Genomic DNA, 20,570 nt, shown 5'->3' on the forward strand with positions numbered 1-20,570 from the left:
CCGTGGTGGGTCGGGGCGTCGGGGATCAGCGGGTGTGGTCGGCGGCCCAGGCGTGGACTTCGTCCATGTTGAGCGTGTGCCCTTGCTCGGTGGTGTGTTCGGCGAGGATCGCGCGGGTGTCGAGGTCGCGGAGGCGGAGGGTCTGTACCCCGTGCTCCGTGGTGGAGATCAGGCGGGCGACGAACTGCTGGCCGCGTGCGATGTCGGCGGCGTAGCTGGCGGGGTAGGTGCCGGTGGCGTTGATGATCTGCATTGTCTTCTCCCTTGGAGGTTCAGCGGGCCTCGTGCCCTGCTGATGAATACAACCTATGTCCGACATGCGGACATTGCAACCCTTTGTTATCAAACCGTAACCAGGACCGTGGAACTGCGGCCCCGCCCGTCACGTCCAAGTCAGTGTCCGCATCCCCCCGCGGGCTGCCGGCGCGCACCCCCCTGCGCGGCGGCGACGGCCCCGGACCTTCTGTCCGGGGCCGTTCACGCGTCTCTAGCGCTGTTCCCCTGGTCATTCAGTTGCTCAGTACGACCGAGAGTTGCGCGCGTCCGGCTGTCTCCTTCTGGCCTGCGACTTCGCCGGTGTCGTAGTCGGTGATCGTCGTGGTGCACGTGCCGCGTGTCGGCCGTGTGGTGACCGTCAGCGGTACACGCTCAGTGTCGCTGGACGACAGCCCGTAGTTCCGGGAGAACGTCTTCGTCCCGCCGACCGACTGCGTGACGCTGTTGCGGCCGACGAGGTATTCGTCGTCGACCTTCCCGAAGTTGATGTGCACGCCCGCGACACCGTCCTCGCCGCAGTCGGCCTGAACGACGACGTTCGAGCCGACCACGATCGGCCCAGAGATCGACGTCGGAGCTGCACTGCGCGCAGGGGCGCTCATAGTGGGTTCGGGTGCCGATTCGGCGGTTGTGGAGCATCCTGCGATGGCGAGTGCGCCTGCGGCGGCGATCAGTGGCCCGAGTGTGCGTCGTGTCATGGGGTTCTGCTTTCGTCATGGCGGCCGGGGCGGGCCGTGTGTTCGTGCATCATGAATATCAAACGGGTGTGACTCACGCGGCGCGAAGCCCGGAACGGGCGGCGGAGGCGACGGTGCGTAGGACGCCTTGGGGGACGTCGGTGTAGATCTGGGTGGTGCGGATCGACGCGTGGCCGAGGAGTTCTTGGACGGCGCGGATGTCGCGGGATTCGCGGTAGGTGACGGTGGCGAACCGGTGCCGCAGGTTGTGGGCGGTCCACCCGTCGGGCAGTGCGCGGGAGACGAGCTTGCCCAGGTGGGCCGGCGATAGGTGGCCGTCGATCTGGCCGGGGAAGATCCAGCCGTCGCCGCGTTCGCGGATCATGGCGGCGAGGTCGCGGTCGACGGGGACGACGCGTTCGTGTCCGCCCTTGCCGACCACGCGCAGTTGCCACCCGTCGATAGATCGCTCGAGGTCGCGCGCGTGTATGGCGGCGACTTCGGCGCGGCGCAGCCCGGTCAGGGCGAGGATGTAGATCATCAGCCGGGTGCGGTGGTCGACCGCGCGCATGCCGGCGTCGACGACGTCGTTGGGTGCGGGCCGGGGTCGCACGCGGGGCAGGCGTATCGCGGGCAGGCTGGCGGCGGGGTCGACGGCGGTCCGGCCGGTGGCGATGGCCCATTCGTAGAAGCCGCGCACCGAGGCGCGGTAGGAGCGGCGCGTTTCGGGGGCCCAGTCGTGGGCGGCGAACCAGTACACGAGGTGCTCGCGGGTGATCTGCCAGGGGGTGGTGTCGCGGTGGTCGTGGCCGAGGCGGCGCAGGTGGTAGCAGCGTTGGTAGCGGGTGGAGCGGGGCCGGCCGATCGAGCGCAGTTCGGTCTCCCACGCACTGATCGCCTCCTCCCACGCGGGCACGATAGTGAGCATGTCCATACCGACTATTCGGGCAGGTGCGGAGTCGACACGCCAGCGGGTCGGCCGGTTTGATTCCAAAACGCTCCCCTTCCGTGGCCTGCTATGGCGTGGGTTACACGCGCCGGGCGGCGCGCCGGACCGCGGCGGCGACGGTGTCCCGGTCAAGGGTGTCGCCGCACAGTTCGGTGATGAGATCGTTGAGTCGGGCTTCGGCGTCGTGGTCGAGCTCGGCGGCGTCGCGGTAGATGCCGCCGAGCGCCGGCCGGGTCACGCCGCGTCCTTGTAGACGTCACCAGCGTCCTGGTGGAGGTAGGTGACCTGCGCGTTTCCCTCGCAGGACCTTAACCAGCGGGTCCGGGGTTCGAGCCCCCGACGGCGTACAGCCAAGCCCCCGCCTGGATCGTCATCCGGGCGGGGGTTTTGCGTTGCGGACGAGTTCGCGTCACACGGGGTGGTCCTGCCGCGTTCGGCCTCGATGCCGGCGACCTCGGGTACGGTGATCCCGCACCTGTCGACACCGGGGGGATCATTGACAGACAGCACCGACGAACTCGTCATCACTCAAGACGCCGTCGACACCATCGCGGGGGCATACGAACGCGCGGCGGATGAGCTGGAAATTCTCGCAGAACGATTCAAGTCGATCTATGGGCGAGAACCTTGGGGCACGCTCCCGTCGATCCTGCAGCTGCAACAGATGTATTTGGATCTCGCAGTAGGCGACCAAGGCTCCGCGGTCGTGCGGCTTCGGGAGTTCGCACAGGTCGCCCGCGATCTCGCGGCCTGGGTACGGTCCGGTGCCGCCGACCTCATGGACGCGGACTCCTCCACGGCACAGAGCCTGGAGGGCGCCTTGCTCTCCGACCGGCCGATCGGATGAGGACCCCTGTCATCGCGCTGGTGATCGCCTGCATCGCGCTGACCGCCTCGTGCACGAGCACTTCCCCCGCGACCGCACCGGCGACCGCATCACCGCCGGATACCACGCCTACAGGAATGCTGGCCGATCCCTGCACCGACGAGATGGTCACGTGGTTCGCATCGCGCGGCCTCACCCCCTCGCGAGCCGCAACCCCGTCGCGAGATCGGCGCACGAGCAACTGCACCTTCGGCAACGACCTCTACAGCGTGTCGGTCATGTCCCAGCTCGCCTCCCCCGACGGTTCGACCAAACGATGGGTGCAGCGGGTGCTGGAGGCGTCCGGCGAAGTCCTCCCGCTCGAGGTGGCTGGACGCCCGGCGGAGATGTCCATCCGCGACCATGACGGAATCAGGCAGGACTGCAACGTCTTGGTCACAGTAAGTTTCGGGTTTCTGCATGTCACAAGCAGCCCCCGCGGTGACGCCGACGTGAGCCCCGCCCGCGATTGCGACCAGACCCGCACTCTGGCGGCCGCTCTGGTCACGCGACTCATGGATCACTGAGAATTGCCACCCTGATGACACGAAGTCCACATTCCATGTACCTCGGATGCGGGGAAACCACCATACGAGGGGCACAGAATGTGGACTTCGTGTCACGGCGGGCGGTTCAACCTGCCGCATTGCTCTGCCGAGCGTGGGACAGCGCCGTCAGCGCACGATCTTGACCACCACGAGGCCCACGACCACGACGCCCGTGCCGATGAGCCCGTAGCGTACGGCCGGCGACGACACCGAGGCCATCACGCGCTGTTTCAGCGAGTCCGCCATGCGCTTGGGCCGGGTAGCCAGCTCGTCGAGTGTGGCGGCGAGTTCTTCGCGCGCCCGCTCGATGTCGCGCTCGATTGCGTCGGTGTCCCTGGCCACGTGTCCTCCATCGACTGTCGGGCTGTACGCGCATGTTCGCGGATGTACGACCAACACCGTAGAACAGGTGCGCCCGTCTTGTGTGGCGCGCATCGGTAATCTTCAGGATATGAGCGACGCAACGACCGCGCCCCGCCGGCTCGAGCCGGGCGATGAGGCCCCCGCATTCACACTTCCGGACGCCGACGGCAACGAGGTTTCGCTGTCCGACTTCCGCGGACGCAAGGTGGTCGTCTACTTCTATCCCGCGGCGTCGACGCCCGGCTGCACCAAGCAGGCCTGCGACTTCCGTGACAACCTCGCCGAGCTCAATGAGGCGGGCCTCGCCGTGGTGGGGGTGTCCCCGGACAAGCCGGCGAAGCTGGCCACCTTCCGTGACAATCAGAACCTCAACTTCCCGCTGCTGTCGGACCCGGAGAAGTCCACGCTGACCGCCTGGGGCGCCTTCGGAGAGAAGAAGATGTACGGCAAGACGGTGCAGGGCGTGATCCGTTCGACGTTCCTCGTCGATGAGGACGGGCGCATCGAGGTGGCGCAGTACAACGTCCGCGCCACCGGCCACGTCGCCAAGCTCCGGCGCGACCTGAAGGTCTGACCCTCGCGACTGCGCACCGCCCGTCCCCGGCAATGCGGGGGGCGGGCGGCGCGGATCAGGCATCGCCGGCCCGGCGTATCCCGACGAAGAACGTGCCCGCGTACGTCCCGCCGAAGGCGATCGAGCTCAGCGACAGCCCGAACAGCAAGGCGCGCGAGACGTCCTCTCCCAGAGCCAGCCAGATGATCTGCGTGATCGCCATGCAGACGGCTGCGGCCAGCAGCGCGGATGCGGCGCTGCGGGCGTGGTGTGCCAGGTGATGGTCCATCATGTTGCCTCCTGTGGTCGTCCCTTCCCGGGCGGGATCGCGATGACGACGCCGCGTCTACGCAGCACGCACTGGTTGTGACGCGGATAACAACGCCAGCGGATTCCGCGATCTCACCTATATCAGCCGCGAAGCGGACACCATGCTGTACGGAGGACCGACCCGATGCGCATACCGGGAAAGCTCGCACTCACCGGCGCGGCGATGCTGGCGCTGGGCGTCGCCGCCGCTCCCGCCGCCACCGCACTGCCGTCCACCGACTCGCTCGGGCCGCCCCCGGCCGGCTGCGCCGTGAACGCGGACCGGGTCGCCCAGGACACTCCGCCGCCGGAGGGCATGCCGACGTTCGAGGGCTGGGTGGTCACCGACCTGGCCGCCCCTTGCGGCAATCTCGGCTACATCGTCCTCGACACGAAGGGCGGCACCGGTTCGTCGCCGAGCGCGGTGCTGCTCTATCACCGCGGCACGCCCACCGCGACGCAACCGGAGCCGGGTCTTCCCGCGGAGGTCACCGGCAGCAGCGGTTTCCACGTCGTCGTGCAGCAGTGGACGGCGCCGCCGCCGGGGGTCCCCAACGCCGAGGCGCCCTCGCATTCGACGCTGTTCGTGTGGAACCCGTTCGCCGGTGATGTCGCGCCCATCCCGCTGCCCTGAAACGTGCCCGTCAGGCCGCGGCGCCGTGCGTGTCGCGCGAGCGGATCGCGCCGTCGACGAGTTCGATGGTCTCGTCCACGCCCGACGCCAGTCCGGGGCCGAGCGTCGCCAGGTCGTGGCTGACGATCACGGCCGCCAGGTCGCGTTCCCGCACGAGCCTGGCGATCAGCTCGACCACGGCGCGGCCGCGCTCGGTGTCGAGGGCGGAGGTGGGTTCGTCGACCAGCAGCAGCGACGGCCCGCCCATGAGTGCGCGCGCGATGTTCACCCGTTGGCGCATGCCGCCGGAGAGCTCGTGGGGGCGGCGGCCGGCGTTGTCGGCCAGGCCCACCTCGTCGAGCAGCGCCATCGCCTCGTCGCGGTGCTTCGCGCGGCGCATGCCCCGGATGTCCACGGCGAGCAGCAGCTGGTCGACGGCGGTGAGCGCGGGGATCAGGTTGTCCTGCTGGAACACGAAACCCACCTGTTCCCGGCGGATCCGCGCGCGTTCCTTCGCGTCTGCGCCGGTGACGGTGACGTCGCCGACGATCACGTCACCCGAATCCGGGGTGATGAGCGTGCCGGCGACGGCGAGCAGGCTGGACTTGCCGGACCCGGAGGGACCGGTGACCGCGACGAATCGGCCGGCCGGGACGTCGAGGCTCACATCGTCGAGCGCCGTCAGCCGGCCGCGGCCGTCGGGGTAGGTGAGGGTGGCGTGCGACATCTTCAGGCTCATCGTTGCTCCTTGACGGGGATCGGAAGGGTTTCGGGCTGCGTACGGATTCGGGCTGTGTGCGTCATCGCTGCATGGCCACCAGCGGATCCACCTTGGTGACCGACAGCACCGCCAGCAGCGCTCCCAGCAGCCCCAGTCCGGTCATTCCCAGCACGGGCACCAGCACCCCCGCGGCGGTGACGATGATGGGTACGGTGCCGGACGCCGCCAACGCGAGCAGCACGCCCGCGGTCACGCCCACGGCCTGCCCTGCCACGAGCACCACCACCGCCTGGCCGAGGCCGTCGCGCAGGAGGTAGGAGCGGTCGGCGCCCATCGCCCGCACCACGGCCAGGTCGCCGCGGCGCTGCTGCGTCCACACGGTGAAGAACGCGCCCACCACGAGGGCGGAGATCGCCAGCAGCATCAGCTGCATCGCCAGCAGCGAGCCGTGCTCGGAACCGTAGCCGGGGACGGCGTCGGTGATGCTCGACATCGCAAGCACCGTCGTCCCGTCCACCGCGGGGGCCTGGCCGAAGACGACGACCGCGCTCGTGCCCTGGTCGTGGGAAAGGGTCTTCCACGTCGCGACGGTGGTGTAGCCGACCGGGGTGTGCGCGAACGAGCCGGCGTCGCCCAGCCCGGAGACCCGCAGTGTGTCGGCCAGCCCGGAGACCCGCAGTGTGTCGGCGCCGGCGGTGACCGTGTCGCCCACTGCGACCCCGAGCTCGTCGGCCTGCGACTGCGACAGCAGGATCTCGCCGTCGCCGGGCTGCGCGCCTTCCTCGGCATGCGGCATGAGCGCCGGGTCGGCGCCGAACACGCTCAGCGCGGCGCTGGCCCCGTCGTGGCCCAGCCGCGTCGTCGCCACCCCCAGCCGCGCGGTCTGCGCATCTGTGGCGCGCACCTGGGAGACCGCGTCGGCGTCCAGCGTGCTCTCGCTGAGCGACGGCGACTGCCCCTGCGCCGGCGACTGCAGTACCACAGACTGCCCGGGCAGGCGTTCCACGGCGGAGATCGACTGCCCCTGCAGCCCGTTGGTCAGCGCGGACAGCGCGACGACCATGAAGCTCATCAACGCGATCACGGCACTGATGAGCGTGAATCGACCCCGTGCGAACAGGATGTCGCGGATTCCGATGAACATGTCCCTCACAATCTCCAGCTGCGCGGCGCCCTCTGCGGCCTGCGATACCCAGCCTTCCGCGCGCCGCCCGCGGATACATCGGAGAAGATGACGGTCTTCACGGATCGTCCGGTGGATGCGCGGATCAACCGAAAGTTGTAGAGCCTGGCCGTCGCCCGGATCTCGGGGATACTGGGTGCCGTGCCCGATCCCGGAAACGCAGCACGCTCCGCCGTGGCCGACCTCCCCGCACCAGGGGCCCGGCCCGCCCCCGTCGTCGACCGGTACGTTCTGATCGCCGGGCACGTCCTGTTCACTGTGCTGCTCGTCATCGGCGCGGTCCGGGCCGTGGCGGGCGGGCCGCTCACCGCCACCGGCCCCGTCGCGCCGCTGGCCCTGGCGGTCGCGACGGGCGGGTGGTACGGCGCCGGCGCCGCGCGGATCGCGGGCGACGCGACGGGCCGTCGCTCGCATGCATGGCTGGCCGGGCTGTTGATCCTGTGGCTGGCCCTCGTCGCGGTGTCGGGCGAGTTCATCTGGCTCGCCTTCCTGCTGGCGATGCTGGTGTGGCACTTGGTGCCTGCGCGGGCGGCGGTGCTCGTCGACATCGGCGTCGCCCTGGTGGCGGTCGTCGGGTTCGCCTGGCATCAGGGCGAGGTGCAGGCCGGGGCCGTGATCGGGCCCGCGGTGGGCATCGCGAGCGCCGTGGTGATGACGGAGATCTACCACCGGCTGCGCGCACAGTCGGAGGAGCGTCGGCGGCTGCTCGAGGAGCTGGTCCGCACGCAGGCCGCCCTCGCCGACCGGGAACGCACGGCGGGCCGCCTCGCCGAACGCGAGCGTCTGGCGCGCGAGATCCACGACACCGTCGGCCAGAGCCTGTCGAGCGTGATCCTCCTGCTGCGCGCCGCCCTGGCCGATTCCGTCCTGGCCGACTCGCGCACCACCGACATCGCCGACGGTCACGCCGACGGCGCCGAGCGCGCGCACGAGGCCCACCGCGTCCAGTTGCAGACGGCCCTCGACAGCACGCTCGCCGCGCTGGGCGAAACCCGGCGGCTGGTCCGCGGGCTCGACCCCGAGTCGATCGAGAAACACGGACTGCGCACCGCCCTCGAGGCCCTCGCGGAGGAGAACCGGGCGATGGGCGTGCGCACCACCTTCACCGAACACGGTGCACCGCACCCGCTCCCGCGCCGCGCCGAGGTGGCGCTGCTGCGCGCGGCGCAAGAGGCCGTCACCAATGCGCGCAAGCACGCCGACGCGGTTTCGGTGACGATCACGCTGACCCACCAGGAGGACGAGACGAGCGTGGACATCGTGGACGACGGCCGCGGCTTCGACGCGCACACCCCACGGCAGCGGCAGCCCGACGGCAGTGGCTACGGGCTCGCCGCGATGCGCGCGCGGATCGGCGAATGTTCGGGCAGCGTCGTGGTGGAATCAGGTGAGGGCCGCGGCACCGCGGTGCGCGCCACGGTCCCCACGATCGCGGCGCCGGACGCCCAGGAGGGATGAGGCATGACCGCACCGATCCGGCTGCTGCTGGTGGACGACCACCCCGTGGTGCGCGCGGGCCTGCGCGCTGTCCTCACGACGTCCGCGGGCGTGGAGGTGGTCGGCGAAGCGTCGACCGCCGACGAGGCGCTGTGCCAGGTCCGTTCGCTTCCGGCCGTCGACGTGGTGCTCATGGACCTGCGCCTCGGCGACGGCGCCGACGGGGTGGAGGCCACCGCCCGGATCCGGGCGCTGCCGCATCCGCCCCGGGTACTGATCCTCACCACCTATGAGACCGACAACGACATCCTGCGGGCGGTGCAGGCGGGGGCCACCGGCTACCTGCTCAAGGACGCCGACCCGGATGCGCTGGTGCGGGCCATCCGCTCGGCCGCCGCCGGGGAGACGGTGCTCGCGCCGATGGTGGCCTCACGCCTGCTCGACCGCATGCAGTCCCCGGCGACGTCGTTGTCCCCGCGCGAGCTCGAGATCCTGGGCCGGGTGGCCCAGGGCGACTCCAACCGCGACATCGCACGCGCGTCGTCGATCTCGGAGGCCACCGTCAAATCGCACTTGGTGCACATCTACAGCAAGCTCGGCGTGGACAGCCGCACGCGCGCGGTGATCGCGGCGCGCGAGCGCGGGCTGCTGTAGCGGCGGAGGGGCGACTGCGTGCCGGATGAATAGCCGTGACCGCCGGTGACACGCCGCGCGGTGGACACGGACCGCCCGGTCGGCCGATAATCTGGGCATCGTGGACACATCTCCGGAGGCAGCCGGCGCGCGGCGCCCCAGGACAGCCGCCGATGCGTCCGCCGTCAGCGCCGCGGCGACCGAGGAGTTGGTCCCCCGCCGCCGGCCGATCCAGGAGCGCAGCAAACGCCGATTCGAGACGCTGCTGTCCGCCTCACGCGCCCTGCTAGTGGACGTGGGATTCGAGTCGTTCACCTGCGAGGCGGCGGCGGCACGGGCCGGGGTGCCCATCGGAACCCTCTACCAGTTCTTCGCCAACAAGTACGTGATCGTGTGCGAGCTCGACCGCCAGGACCTGGTGGCCGTGCAGGCCGAGCTGACGAGCTTCGGCGAGGAGGTCCCGTCGCTGGACTGGCCGCGGTTGCTGGAGAAGTTCATCGACCACCTGGCCGGACTGTGGCTGACCGACCCGTCGCGCCGCGCCGTGTGGCTGGCCGTCCAGGCGACGCCGGCCACCCGCGCCACGGCCGCCATCCACGAGCGGGCGCTCGCCCACCAGGTGACGGAGGTGCTGGCCCCGCTGACCCCGCACGCCCGGGCGGATCGGCGCACGCTCATCGCCGAGGTGCTGGTGCACGCGGTCTATTCGATGCTCAACTTCTCGGTGCAGGACAGCCAGGACCACGGGGACGCGGTGCGCGAGCTCAAGCGGATGATGACGGCGTACCTCATCTCCACGGAGCGGGCTTCGGGTCCGGGCTGACCTGCGGCCCGGTCAGCCGCGGGCCGCGGCGACGTTGATCAGCCAGCGCAGCCCGAACCTGTCGCGGCACATGCCGAAGCTGTCGCCCCACGGCGCGGTGTCGAGCGGCTCGAGTACCTCGCCGCCGTCGATGAGGCGGTTCCAGCGTGCCTCCATGGCCGGGTAGTCGTCGCCCGTGAGCGCGATGCACACGGTGTCGCCGGCGTTGAACGGCATCGCGTCGGAGGCCATGAGCTCGAGGCCCTCGGCCCCGATCAGGCTGCTGTGCATGATCTTGTCGCCCTCGACGCCGTCGGGCACGTGCCCCGCCTGTTCGAAGGTCTGCATCTCGAGGTTTCCGCCGAAGATGTCGTGGTACAGCGTCATCGCCTCGCGGGCGCTGCCGCCGAAGTTGATGTAGGGGGTGATGGTCGCCGGCATGGTCACGCCTCTCGGATCGGGCTGGGTTCCGACCGCAAGCGTAATCCGCGGCCCCGCCCCGCGCGGGCGGTTTTCGGGTGTCCGCCGGCGCGGACGCCACCGGAGAATCACCGGCCCGGTGGACGCGGGTTTCACCCAGCCCGTTCGATGACCACATAGGCGGCGGCGACGTCGCCGTCGTGGCTGAGCGACACGTGCACCACCACCTCCCCCAGCGACGACCGCACCGCCGCCGCGACGGCGCCGCGCAGCCGGAGCGCCGGACGGCCCCACGCGTCGGCGACCACCTCGATCTCGCGCATCTCGGCCTCCGGCAGCACCGGGGGGCCGCCGTAGACGGCGGCCGACCAGGCCTTGATGAAGGCCTCCTTGGCCGCCCACCGTCCCGCAAAGTGTTTGGCCCGTGCCGAGGCATCCCGGTCCTGCCCCGCGCAGTCGCGCCGCTCCCCCGGGGTGAAGACGCGCGTGAAGGCGGTCCCGGGCCGAGCGAGCTGCTCGGCGAACCCCGGGACCGCCACCACGTCGATTCCGATGCCTGCGATCACCTGCCGATGATCACACACATGCGCTCAACATCCATTCCTGTCCGCGCTCATCCCTCCCCGCGCAGGCGGTATTCGCCCTCACTGTTGAGACGGGCCTGCGGTTCGAGGAGCATCGCGGCCTCGTGCTCCTTGATGGACACCGTGCCCGTGGCCGAGCATCCGAGCCCGTCGAAGCGCCGACCCTCGGGGCGCTCGTAGAGCTCCGCGCCGCCGACCATCGCCTGGGTGAGCCGGCGCGCGCCCGCCACCTGACGCTCGGCGGCCTTGGCGCGGTAGGCCTCCCGCGCGCTCTCGGGCAGCGAGGCGACGAACGCCTCCGGGTGCGCCACCGCGATGAGCCCGGCGACGTGCCCGAAGCCCAGGCTCGTGAGCAGCCCGGCCCGCAGCGGCATCTCGTTGCCGAACCGCAGCGGCTCCTCCCGGGTCCACACCAGCCGCGGGTACTCGGTGAAGGCCCCGTCGACGCAGTCCAGGCTGCGGTTGGGCGGAATGATGCCCGCACCGAGCACCTGGCACAGCCCGATCAACTGGAACGCCGCCGCACCGCCCTTGGAGTGCCCGGTGAGCGTCTTCTGCGAGACGACGAACAGCGGGTTGCCCGGGTCGCGGCCCAGCGCGTCGGCGATGCGCTCGTGCAGCTCCGACTCGTTGGGGTCGTTGGCCGCGGTGGAGGTGTCGTGCTTGGACACCACCGCCACGTCGTCCACCGTCAGCCCGACGGTGGCCAGCGCCTTCGCCAGCTGCGAAGTGCGGCCGCCGCGCGCCACACCCAGCGCGCCGATCCGGGGCGCCGGGATCGAGGTGTGGACGCCGTCGGCATGCGACCCGGCCCAGGCGACCACGCCGAGGACGGGCAGGCCCATCCGCGCGGCCACGTCGCCGCGCGCCAACAGCACCGTGCCGCCGCCGGCCGACTCGACGAACCCGCCGCGGCGCCGGTCGTTGGCCCGCGAGAAACGGCGCGGGTCGATGCCCTTGGCCGCCATGGCCTCCGAGTCGGCGGTGGCGGACATGTCGCCGAACCCGACGATGCCCTCGATGGACAGGTCGTCGAACCCGCCGGCCACCGCGAAATCGGCCTTGCCCAGCCGGATCTTGTCCACGCCCTCCTCGACGGACACGGCCGCCGTGGCGCAGGCCGCCACCGGGTGCACCATGGCTCCGTAGCCGCCGACGTACGACTGCACCACGTGCGCGGCGATGACGTTGGGCAGCGCCTCCTGCAGCGTGTCGTTGGCGTGCGGCTCGCCCAGCAGGTTGTCCACGTACAGCGCCCGCATGGAGGTCATGCCGCCCATGCCGGTGCCCTGCGTGTTGGCCACCTGCGTGGGGTGCACCCAACGCAGCATCTCGGCGGGGCTGAAGCCCGCGGACAGGAACGCGTCCACGGTGCACACCAGGTTCCACTGGGCCACGCGGTCGATCGCCTCGGCCATGTCCGCCGGGATGCCCCACACGGTGGGGTCGAATCCCGTGGGAATCTGGCCGCCGACGGTGCGGGTGAGGTTCACCCGGCGGGGCACGCGGATCTCGGTGCCGGCCTTGCGGGTGACCTTCCAGTCGCCCGTCTCCGGCACCGACGCCACGGTGGTGCGCTCCGGGTCCGCGTCGACGAACGCCCGCGCCTCCGCCTCGGACGACACCGTGAAGGTGAGGTCCTTGTCGAGGAATACCGACGTGAGCAGCGGCGAGGTCTGCTCGACCATCGCGCCGTCGTCGTCGAAGAGCCGGATTCCGCAGCGCTCGACCACGGCGTCGTGGTAGCGCTCCCAGATCTGCGCCTCGGGCACCTGGTCGCCCGACTCCGCGTCGTACCAGCCGGCCTTGGGGGTGGTCTCCCAGGTGACCATGCCGGTGCTCCAGGCGAGCTCGAGCACGCCCGCCGGCGACAGCTGCTCGTCCACCTCCATCTCGAAGCGGGTGCGCGCGGAGCCGTAGGGCCCCAGCTCGCCCGCGCCGACGATGACGACGAGCTCCTCCGGCGCCGCGGTGACCTCCGGCCAGCTCGGGGCGGTGGCGCTCAGCCGCAGCTCCGGCGGGCAGGGCAGCGCGTCGATCGTGGCCTGGACGCTGCCGGCGAACTCCTCCGCATCCGAGGATTCCGCGTCGGCCTCCTCCTGGGTGCCCGCCAGCTCGGCCAGGTCCAGGTCGGCCTCGCCGAGCCCGCCGGTGAGGTCCAGCGTCTGCGGGGCGGCCGCCGCGTGGTCGCGCGCCTCGTGCGACGCGGCGCCGAGCAGCTCCACGGCGATCTCGTCCGGCGCCCACGTGCGCACGCCCTTGGCCTCGACCTGCTCGACCAGCGGGTCGTTGCCGCCCATCAGCCCGGTGCCGCGCACCCAGCCGATGATCGCGTGCACCAACGTGACGCGTTCGCCCCAGCCGCGCTCGGCATGCCAGCGGTTGACCAGCGCGTCCAGCGAGGCCTTGGATTCGCCGTAGGCGCCGTCGCCGCCGAACGTGCCGCGGTTGGGCGAGCCCGGCAGGACCACGTGCAGCCGCGCGGCGATGTCGTGGTCGGCGCCGATACCGGAGAGCCCGGCGACGAGGCGCTCGACCGCCCACAGCAGCACGCGCATCTGCAGCTCGGACTTGGCGCCGGCGTCGCGCAGGTCCCCCACCACGCGGGGCGCGGCGAAGGGGAACAGCATCGTCGGCGTCATCGGCTCCTTGATGACGGTGGACTTGCCGCCGGCCGATTCGGTCTGTTCGGTGCCGATCCAGTCGATCAGCGCGTCCACGTCGGAGAACGAGGCCATGTTCACCGGCAGCACCCACAGCGCCGCGCCTTCGCGGGCGCTGGTGCGGTAGAGCTCGCGGAAGTAGGCGAGCTTCTTCTGCGTCAGCGACGAGGTGGTGGCGATGACGGTGGCGCCGCCGGCGAGCAGTTCGCCGACGACCGCGCCGGCGATCGACCCCTTGCCCGCGCCCGTGACCACCGCGGTGTCGGCAGCGAACTCGCCGGTGCGGCCCGCCGTGCGCGGGGCCGCGGCGATGGCGGCGTACTCGGCGGCCAGGGAATCGCGGCCCTCGCGCTCGGCGCGGCGCCGCCACCAGTCGGCGTGCGCGGCGACGGCGTCGTCGACCGTGGCGAACCCGTCGGCCAGCTCGCCGATCTCCTCGGCGGACGCCAGCCACATGCGGGCCAGGTCCTCGCGGGCGCTGGCCCAGCGGTCGTCGAGCAGCACCGCCTTGCGCGCGTCGAACGCGGGCGCCACCTGGCGGGCCCAGTCGGAGCCGAGCTCGTCGGAGATCAGGTCCGCCAGCTCGGCGCCGGACTGCTCGGCGCCGGCCTGCGCGTCTGCGACGTCGGCCATGCCGAGCTGCGCGAGGATGGTGCGTGCCGTCTCGGCGAGCACGCCCGCCGGTCCGGTGACCTTCTCCGCGAACTCGCCGAGCGCGGCCGAGTCCGCGACCCCGCCGCCGGCCGCGGCCGCCGGCTTGCTCACCGCGACGCCGCGGGCCTCGCCCACGGCGAGCACTGCCGCGTCGATCAGCGCGTCTGCCGCGCCTCCGTCGGTGACGGGGCCGTCGATGAGACCGCCCAGGTCGCCGCCGCGCACCGACGAGCCGTCGCGGGTGCCCAGGGCCAGCATGGCGGTGACGTGGCTGACCCAGCCGTCGCCCAGCTCCCACTCGCCGCGCACGCGGTCGCCGATGTGGGCGGGGCGCTTGCCCGACGGGCCGAACACGCGGCGCAGCTGGTCGCCGACGGCGTCGGTGAGCACCGGGCCGAACGGCTTGTAGGTGCGGGCCAGGCCCACCACCGTGCTCTCCAGCTGCGGCATGGCGGCCTCGGCCGCGCCGTCGATGGCGCCCAGGTTGAGCTCCGCCCCCAGGTCCACCAGCAGCTGGTTGCGGCGCGACGAGGCGCCGTCGGTGAGCGACTCGATGGTGTCGGCGCCGGTCATCTGGTCGGCGCGCAGTTTGGTCCACAGCGCGACGAGCGTGCGGGTGGCGTCGCCGGCGGTGAACGGGATGTCGTCGGGGCGCGGTCCGCCGGCCGGCGCCGCGGGGGCGGCCGGTGCGGCCGCGGCGGGGGCCTCCGCGGTTGCGGCCTCGGCGGAGGCGGCCGGCTCGTCGGCCGCCTCTTCCACGGGTTCCGGCTCGGTGTCGGTGCACAGCAGGATCGCACGTTCGCGCTCCGAGTTGAGCACCTGCGGCCCGGCGCCGACCCGCCCCGGCAGCTTGAGCGTCTGCGAGGCCAGGTTGGCGACCGTCGGCATGCGCCCCACGCCCACCTCGACGAACCGCTCGACGTCCAGCCCGCCGGTCTCCTCCTCGGAGAACAGCAGGTCCTGCGTCTCGATCCAGCGCACCGGGCTGGCGAACTGCCACGCGAGCAGCTCGATCAGCAGGATGCGGGTGAGCGCGGACGGGTCGGCCGCCCAGGTGTCGTAGTCGCCGAGCACCGCGTCGAGCGATTCGGCCGGCACCAGGTCGCGGATCTCCTGGACGAACGCGCGGTCCAGCGTGAACGCCCGCGGCACCAGGTTGGGGATGTACCGGCCGACGAGGATGGCCGGGTCGATGTCGTGCGGCACCAGCTTCTCGAGCGTCTGCCGGAACTCGGGAACACCACCCAGCAGCACGCGCGAGTGGAACGGCACGTCGATGCCGGGCACCAGGATGAACGCCTTCTTGCCGCCGCGCGCGAGCCGGCGCGCGTCGATGTCGTCGGACAAGGCGTCCAGGCCGGCGACGGTGCCGGCGATCGCGTACTGCGACCCGCGCAGGTTGTAGTTGACCACCTGCAGGAACTCGCCGGACTCCGCCGCGATGCGCTCCACGTAATCGGTCACGTCGTCGTCGGCGATACCCGCCTGGGACGGACGGATGGCGCCCAGCCGGTAGTCACTGCGGCCCTCCGCGTCGCGCGGCACCAGGTGGTGCATCGCGCTGCCGCGGTGGAACACCACCTCCAGGACGGCCTCCAGCGGCAGCACCTGGGCGACGGCGGCGAGGGCGTTGTACTCGCCCACCGAGTGGCCCGCGAACAGCGAGCCCTCGACGAAGGCGCCGGCCTCACGCAGCTCCGCCACCTGGGCGCAGGCCAGAGTGGCCATGGCGACCTGGGTGAACTGGGTGAGGAACAGCACGCCGTCCGGGTGCTGGTAGGTCTCGCCCTTGGCGGTCAGCGTGGTGGGGTTGTCGCGCACCACGGCGAGGATCGAGAAACCGAGCGCCGCGCGGGTGTGCTTGTCGGCGCGCTCCCACACCTTCTTGGCGGCCGGCGAGGAGGCGCGCGCGTCCAGGCCCATCCCCTTGTGCTGGATGCCCTGGCCGGGGAACGCGTACACGGTGCGCGGCGCGTCGAGCACGCCGCTGGCGATCATGACCAGCTCGCCCTCGACCCGGCAGGACACCTCGATGACCTCGCGGCCGGCGTCCAGGCCCACGCGCTCGACGCGCACGTCGATCTCGGCGCCCGGGCGCACCGGCGCGAGGAACCGCGCGGTCCACCCGGCCAGCGGGGTGGGCGCCCAGCCTGCCTGCTTGTCGGTGCCCTCGTACAGCGTGGCGGTGGCCACCTGCTGCGCCGCGGCCGACAGCCACATGCCGTGCACGATCGGCGAGCCCAGGCCCGCCAGCCTGGCCGCCGAGTCGGAAACGTGGATGGGGTTGTGGTCACCGGAGACCTGGGCGAACGCGTCCATCGCGATGGGCGCCTGCACGGTCACCTGGCGGCGGCGACGGCGGGGGCTCTCGTGCACCTCGCCCGTCCTGCCGCCCGCACGCTGCGGGTCGTCCAGTTCGCCGCGCCCGGCGCGCCCGCGGATGGCGAAGCGCTCGGTGAGCTCGGCGACGGGAGTCGATTCCAGGCCCAGGTCGCGGACGGAGCCGACCTTGACGGCGACCTCGACGACGCGGCCCAAGTCGGAGTCGGAGACCTCGGCGGCCTCGGCACGCACCGTGAGGATCGACGGCTCCGACGGCAGCGCCCCGGCCAGGCCGATGGCGTGGTCCAGGTGCACCAGGTCCAGCATGCCCTCGATGACGGACGCGGAGTCCGAGCCGGGCACGCGGGCGGCGCCGATGGCCGCGAACACGGCAGGCCAGCAGGCGCCCACGAGCACGTCCGGCACGCCCGCGGCGCCCGGGACGAAGTCGTCGGGCAGCCCCGCGGCGGTGACGCCGCCGTGGTCGGCGATGAGGTCGGGGGTCCACGCCAGGTTGATCCTGGCCACACCGCCCTTCACCTCGGGCAGCTCCTGGCCCGCGGCCACGCCGAGCAGCTCGGACATCGCCGCCTCCGCGTCGGCCGCGCTGACCAGCGGGGTCCCGCCGTCGACGGCGCTGGCCGGCACGGTGATGCGGATGCGCACGGCCTGCTCGCCCACCAGCGGCACGGTGAGCAGCAGCGCGGCGCCCTCGTCGGCGACGGCCAGCGTGGCACCGGTGAGCGGGTGCTCGGCGCCGTCGCCGGTGAGCCGCCACTCGGACGGCGCGCCCAGGCGGTGCACCGGGTTGATGGTGTGGCGGCCCGCCCAACGGATGTCCGGCGAGGCCAGCACGAGGTCCACGGCGTCGGCCACCGCGTCGCCGACGCCCAGGTGCCGGCGCGCCGGGATCGCCGCTGCGGCGCCGTTGCCGGCGAGCAGCTCGTCGGCCGTGGCCTTCTCGAACCGGTCGAGCAGCTCGCCCACCGGCTCGTCGGCGCGGGTGATCCCGGCGACGGACACCGGGCCGGGGATGATGCACACCTCGTCCGCGCCGTAGCGCGCGTCGTGGGCCTGCCACAGCGAGTCGGACCGCCACCAGCGGCGCACGTCCTTGTCGATGACCGGCACGAAGTTCACCGGCTTCCCAGGCGTACGGCACAAGTCGACGAAGAACGACACGTCCGCCGGGTGCAGCAGCGTGGAGGTGGCCGCCGGGTACTGCGCGACCAGCGCGTCCACCGCCGCCTCCGGGGCGTCCAGCGTCGCGGCGTCGGCGTCGAACAGCGTGGGGATGGGGCCGTGCTCGATGGGGCTCAGGCGGGCCTCCGCGCGGCGCAGCATCTCGCCGAAACGGTCGCGCCAGGTCACGTCCGCCCACACCGCGTCGCCGTCGGCCAGGTCGTGGCCCATGGTCAGCTCGACGTAGCGGCGCAGCCACCGCTCGTACGGCATGGCGGCGACGTCGCCGAAGTACGGCTTGGCGGTGCCCGCCATGGCGGCGATGATCTCGTCGCGCCGCTCGGCGACCGCGTCGGCGTCGCCGGCCACGTCGTCGAGCAGCCGGCCGCAGCGGGACGCGGCGTTGTCGATCTCGTGGATGTCGGCGCCCAGCTGGCTGCGGCCGGAGGCCATGCCGCCCTCCGCGGTGCCGGCGCCGATCCACCCGGGCGTGCCGGGGGTCTCGACGAGCATCCGCTTGACCTCGGGGGCCGTGGTGGCCTCGAGGGTGGCCATCGCGGCCGTGCCGACGAGGATGCCGTCGACGGGCATGGTGGGGAAGCCGTGCTGCGTGGACCAGCGGCCGGTGAGGTAGTCGGCCGCGCGCTCGGGCGTGCCGATGCCGCCGCCCACGCACACCACGATGTTGGCGCGCGCGCGGAGCTCGCCGTAGGTGGTCAGAAGCAGGTCGTCGAGGTCCTCCCAGGAGTGGTGGCCGCCGGCCTTGCCGCCCTCGACCTGCACGATGATCGGGTAGTCGGGCACCTCGGCGGCGATGCGCACCACCGAACGGATCTGCGCCACCGTGCCCGGCTTGAAGGCGATGTAGGGGATGCCGACCTCGGCGCGCTCCTCGATGAGCGCCAGCGCGTCCTCGAGCTCGGGGATGCCTGCGGTGACGATGAGGCCGTCGAGCGCGGCGCCGGTGGTGCGCGCCTTCTGCACCAGCCGCTTACCGCCCACCTGCAGCTTCCACAGGTACGGGTCGAGGAACAGCGAGTTGAACTGCACGGCGCGGCCCGGCTCCAGCAGCGCGTTCAGCTCGTCGATGCGGCCCAGGAAAATCTCCTCGGTGACCTGCCCGCCGCCGGCCAGCTCGGCCCAGTGGCCGGCGTTGGCCGCGGCCGCGACGATGCGCGCGTCGACGGTGGTGGGCGTCATGCCCGCGAGGAGGATCGGGGAACGGCCGGTGAGGCGGGTGAACGCGGTCTCCACGACGACGCGGCCGTCCGGCAGCGTCTTGGCCGTGGGCGCGAACTGCGACCAGGGCGACTCGACCTCCGGCGCGGCGCCGGGGGTGAAAAGGTTGCGCTGGCCGGCGCGGGTCGATGCCGGCACCACGCCCACGCCGGTGCCGCGCACCACGCCGGCGGTCATGCGTGTGAGCAGGTCTCCGGGGCCCAGGTCCAGGACCCAGCGGGCCCCGGCGTCGACGGCGGAATCGACCGAGACCACCCAGTCGACGGGGGCGACGAGGATCGCATCGGTCAGGCGAGCGGCCTGCTCGACGTCGAGCCCGCAGCGCTCCGCCCAGTCGGCCACCATCTGCACGGCCTCACGCAGACCGGGGTGGTGGAATCCGGCCTCGACGGCCACGTGCTCGAAGACCGGGGCGAAGGGGGCGCCGCCGGTGATCTTGTCGGCGCGCTCGTCCTTCTCCCGAGCGGCGATGCCCTCGCAGTGCGTGCGCAGGCGGGCGAGCTGGTCCGGGTCGCCGGTGAGCACGATACGGCGGCGGCCGTTGCGGATCGCGAGCACCGGGCGGTCCAGGGTGCGGGCGCCGAACACCTCGGTGAGCGCGGCTTCGATGCGCTCGGGGTCCACGCCGGAGACGGCGAGCATGGGGGAACGGTCGGTGGTGCCGATGAGGCCGCGCCGGCGCGACACGAGGGTGGCGGCGGCGCCGATGAGCTGGGCGAGCGCGAGCAGGCGCGCATCCTCACGTCCGCCGGCGGCGAGCGCCTCGGCGGCGAGCACGCCCTGCGAATGCCCGAGCGTGGCGACGCTGTGGGCGCCGATCTCGTCGGAGCGCAGGTCGAGGCCGTTCTCCGCCAGCGACCGCACCGCGGCCAGCTGGGTCAGCAGCACGCCGGGCAGCGAGATCGCCGCGGAGGTCAGTGCGGACTGCCGCGGGCGCGTCGCCTCGATGCCCCACCCGATGGGGTCGAAGCCGGACGGGCGCACCACGAGCAGCTCGGAACGCACCGGCGCCAGGATGCGCTCGGACTCCTCCACCAGCGCGGTGAGCTCGCCTTCGAGCTGGGCGTCGGTCGCCAGCTCGGTGAGCGAGTCCAGCCACGGGGCCCCCTGCCCGCCGAAGGCGACCGCGTACTTCTCCCCGCCCCGGAGCCTGTCGGCCAGGGGCGTGCCGCCGCGGGGCGCGGCGGCACCGTCGGCGGCGGCCGCGTCGGCTCCGGTGGAGTCGTCGTCGCGGCCTGATCCGAATGCCTCGATGGTCACGTGGGGTTCCTCTCCGTCGGCTCCGCGGCGGGCCTGGCGTGCGGCCGTGCGCGTGGTCTGTCGACATCCCGGACCCGGTGCGGCGGCGCTCTGCGCCGGTGGCCGCGCAGCCGTCGCTGCCGTCCGATCCACGGCGATGTCTCCGTAGAGAAGATTGCCACAGAATCATGAGGGACTCCTCACGTTTCTCGGCGCTATCGAGGTACCCACGAGTAGAAAAAGGGGTACCCACGGGTAGAAATCCGCTGATGTGCAGTGTTGGTTCGCGCTGTGTTTTCGATCACAATCCGGTCACGGACGGGCGCTTCGGCCGTGTC

General features: G+C 72.1%; 18 protein-coding genes. 7 read left to right on the forward strand and 11 right to left on the reverse strand.

Annotation, left to right across the window (positions count from 1 at the left end; translation table 11 throughout):
• Positions 1–25: 25 nt before the first annotated feature.
• The 4 genes from H4F70_RS15275 to H4F70_RS15290 form a co-directional block, all read right to left on the reverse strand.
• Complete coding sequence (locus H4F70_RS15275; protein WP_182357798.1) at positions 26–253, reverse strand: hypothetical protein; 228 nt, start codon at positions 251–253, stop codon at positions 26–28.
• A gap of 256 nt (positions 254–509) precedes the next feature.
• Complete coding sequence (locus H4F70_RS15280) at positions 510–878, reverse strand: hypothetical protein (RefSeq protein WP_182357799.1); 369 nt, start codon at positions 876–878, stop codon at positions 510–512.
• A 169-nt stretch (positions 879–1,047) separates the two neighbouring features.
• Positions 1,048–1,887 (reverse strand): tyrosine-type recombinase/integrase, encoded by an 840-nt coding sequence (locus tag H4F70_RS20930; RefSeq protein ID WP_182357800.1) that lies wholly within the window; start codon positions 1,885–1,887, stop codon positions 1,048–1,050.
• A gap of 94 nt (positions 1,888–1,981) precedes the next feature.
• The gene (locus H4F70_RS15290; protein ID WP_182357801.1) at positions 1,982–2,140 is read right to left on the reverse strand and encodes a hypothetical protein; all 159 of its coding nucleotides are present in this window, start codon (positions 2,138–2,140) and stop codon (positions 1,982–1,984) included.
• A 180-nt stretch (positions 2,141–2,320) separates the two neighbouring features.
• On the opposite strand from H4F70_RS15290, the gene H4F70_RS15295 reads away from it, so the two are divergent.
• Both H4F70_RS15295 and H4F70_RS15300 read left to right on the forward strand, forming a co-directional pair.
• Positions 2,321–2,749 (forward strand): hypothetical protein, encoded by a 429-nt coding sequence (locus tag H4F70_RS15295; protein ID WP_182357802.1) that lies wholly within the window; start codon positions 2,321–2,323, stop codon positions 2,747–2,749.
• Positions 2,746–3,294: a DUF3558 family protein gene (locus tag H4F70_RS15300; RefSeq protein ID WP_182357803.1), complete on the forward strand. Its 549-nt coding sequence runs from the start codon at positions 2,746–2,748 to the stop codon at positions 3,292–3,294. The genes H4F70_RS15295 and H4F70_RS15300 overlap by 4 nt, the downstream gene beginning before the upstream one ends.
• A gap of 147 nt (positions 3,295–3,441) precedes the next feature.
• Here the strand turns inward: H4F70_RS15300 and H4F70_RS15305 are convergent, their stop codons facing one another.
• Positions 3,442–3,657, reverse strand: a complete 216-nt coding sequence (locus H4F70_RS15305; protein ID WP_182346754.1) for a DUF3618 domain-containing protein — start codon at positions 3,655–3,657, stop codon at positions 3,442–3,444.
• A 109-nt stretch (positions 3,658–3,766) separates the two neighbouring features.
• On the opposite strand from H4F70_RS15305, the gene bcp reads away from it, so the two are divergent.
• Positions 3,767–4,252: a thioredoxin-dependent thiol peroxidase gene (gene bcp, locus H4F70_RS15310; RefSeq protein ID WP_182346753.1), complete on the forward strand. Its 486-nt coding sequence runs from the start codon at positions 3,767–3,769 to the stop codon at positions 4,250–4,252.
• A gap of 55 nt (positions 4,253–4,307) precedes the next feature.
• Here bcp and H4F70_RS15315 read toward each other — a convergent pair whose 3' ends face one another.
• Positions 4,308–4,523 (reverse strand): hypothetical protein, encoded by a 216-nt coding sequence (locus H4F70_RS15315; protein ID WP_182357804.1) that lies wholly within the window; start codon positions 4,521–4,523, stop codon positions 4,308–4,310.
• 162 nt (positions 4,524–4,685) lie between these two features.
• Here H4F70_RS15315 and H4F70_RS15320 point away from each other — a divergent pair, with 162 nt between their 5' ends.
• The gene (locus tag H4F70_RS15320; protein ID WP_182357805.1) at positions 4,686–5,174 is read left to right on the forward strand and encodes a hypothetical protein; all 489 of its coding nucleotides are present in this window, start codon (positions 4,686–4,688) and stop codon (positions 5,172–5,174) included.
• 10 nt (positions 5,175–5,184) lie between these two features.
• Here the strand turns inward: H4F70_RS15320 and H4F70_RS15325 are convergent, their stop codons facing one another.
• Together H4F70_RS15325 and H4F70_RS15330 are read right to left on the reverse strand one after the other, a co-directional pair.
• A complete protein-coding gene (locus H4F70_RS15325; protein WP_182346750.1) occupies positions 5,185–5,892 on the reverse strand; it encodes an ABC transporter ATP-binding protein in 708 nt (235 codons plus the stop codon).
• A 61-nt stretch (positions 5,893–5,953) separates the two neighbouring features.
• The gene (locus H4F70_RS15330; protein WP_182357806.1) at positions 5,954–7,018 is read right to left on the reverse strand and encodes an FtsX-like permease family protein; all 1,065 of its coding nucleotides are present in this window, start codon (positions 7,016–7,018) and stop codon (positions 5,954–5,956) included.
• A 180-nt stretch (positions 7,019–7,198) separates the two neighbouring features.
• Between H4F70_RS15330 and H4F70_RS15335 the strand changes: the two genes are divergently transcribed.
• The 3 genes from H4F70_RS15335 to H4F70_RS15345 all read left to right on the forward strand — a co-directional run bounded on the left by H4F70_RS15335 (position 7,199) and on the right by H4F70_RS15345 (position 9,950).
• A complete protein-coding gene (locus tag H4F70_RS15335; protein WP_182357807.1) occupies positions 7,199–8,515 on the forward strand; it encodes a sensor histidine kinase in 1,317 nt (438 codons plus the stop codon).
• A 3-nt stretch (positions 8,516–8,518) separates the two neighbouring features.
• Positions 8,519–9,148, forward strand: coding sequence for a response regulator (locus H4F70_RS15340; RefSeq protein WP_182357808.1), 630 nt, complete (start codon positions 8,519–8,521; stop codon positions 9,146–9,148).
• Between the two features lie 100 nt (positions 9,149–9,248).
• Entirely contained in the window at positions 9,249–9,950 is a 702-nt protein-coding gene (locus tag H4F70_RS15345) for a TetR/AcrR family transcriptional regulator (RefSeq protein WP_182357809.1), read from the forward strand.
• A gap of 12 nt (positions 9,951–9,962) precedes the next feature.
• Here the strand turns inward: H4F70_RS15345 and H4F70_RS15350 are convergent, their stop codons facing one another.
• The 3 genes from H4F70_RS15350 to H4F70_RS15360 form a co-directional block, all read right to left on the reverse strand.
• Positions 9,963–10,370, reverse strand: coding sequence for a VOC family protein (locus tag H4F70_RS15350; protein WP_182357810.1), 408 nt, complete (start codon positions 10,368–10,370; stop codon positions 9,963–9,965).
• 131 nt (positions 10,371–10,501) lie between these two features.
• Positions 10,502–10,915, reverse strand: a complete 414-nt coding sequence (acpS, locus tag H4F70_RS15355) for a holo-ACP synthase AcpS (RefSeq protein WP_182357811.1) — start codon at positions 10,913–10,915, stop codon at positions 10,502–10,504.
• A gap of 47 nt (positions 10,916–10,962) precedes the next feature.
• A complete protein-coding gene (locus H4F70_RS15360; protein ID WP_235681140.1) occupies positions 10,963–20,253 on the reverse strand; it encodes a type I polyketide synthase in 9,291 nt (3,096 codons plus the stop codon).
• Between the last annotated feature and the right edge of the window lie 317 nt (positions 20,254–20,570).

The sequence above is a fragment of the Tomitella gaofuii genome, from assembly GCF_014126825.1.
Classification (GTDB): domain Bacteria; phylum Actinomycetota; class Actinomycetes; order Mycobacteriales; family Mycobacteriaceae; genus Tomitella; species Tomitella gaofuii.

Bases quoted from the DNA above. Each gene is read 5' to 3' on its own strand.
- H4F70_RS15315 (WP_182357804.1), bottom strand. From the start codon at position 4,523: ATGATGGACCATCACCTGGCACACCACGCCCGCAGCGCCGCATCCGCG.
- bcp (WP_182346753.1), top strand. From the start codon at position 3,767: ATGAGCGACGCAACGACCGCGCCCCGCCGGCTCGAGCCGGGCGATGAG.
- H4F70_RS20930 (WP_182357800.1), bottom strand. From the start codon at position 1,887: ATGGACATGCTCACTATCGTGCCCGCGTGGGAGGAGGCGATCAGTGCG.
- H4F70_RS15350 (WP_182357810.1), bottom strand. From the start codon at position 10,370: ATGCCGGCGACCATCACCCCCTACATCAACTTCGGCGGCAGCGCCCGC.
- H4F70_RS15340 (WP_182357808.1), top strand. From the start codon at position 8,519: ATGACCGCACCGATCCGGCTGCTGCTGGTGGACGACCACCCCGTGGTG.
- H4F70_RS15275 (WP_182357798.1), bottom strand. From the start codon at position 253: ATGCAGATCATCAACGCCACCGGCACCTACCCCGCCAGCTACGCCGCC.
- H4F70_RS15330 (WP_182357806.1), bottom strand. From the start codon at position 7,018: ATGTTCATCGGAATCCGCGACATCCTGTTCGCACGGGGTCGATTCACG.
- H4F70_RS15280 (WP_182357799.1), bottom strand. From the start codon at position 878: ATGAGCGCCCCTGCGCGCAGTGCAGCTCCGACGTCGATCTCTGGGCCG.
- H4F70_RS15325 (WP_182346750.1), bottom strand. From the start codon at position 5,892: ATGAGCCTGAAGATGTCGCACGCCACCCTCACCTACCCCGACGGCCGC.
- H4F70_RS15320 (WP_182357805.1), top strand. From the start codon at position 4,686: ATGCGCATACCGGGAAAGCTCGCACTCACCGGCGCGGCGATGCTGGCG.
- H4F70_RS15300 (WP_182357803.1), top strand. From the start codon at position 2,746: ATGAGGACCCCTGTCATCGCGCTGGTGATCGCCTGCATCGCGCTGACC.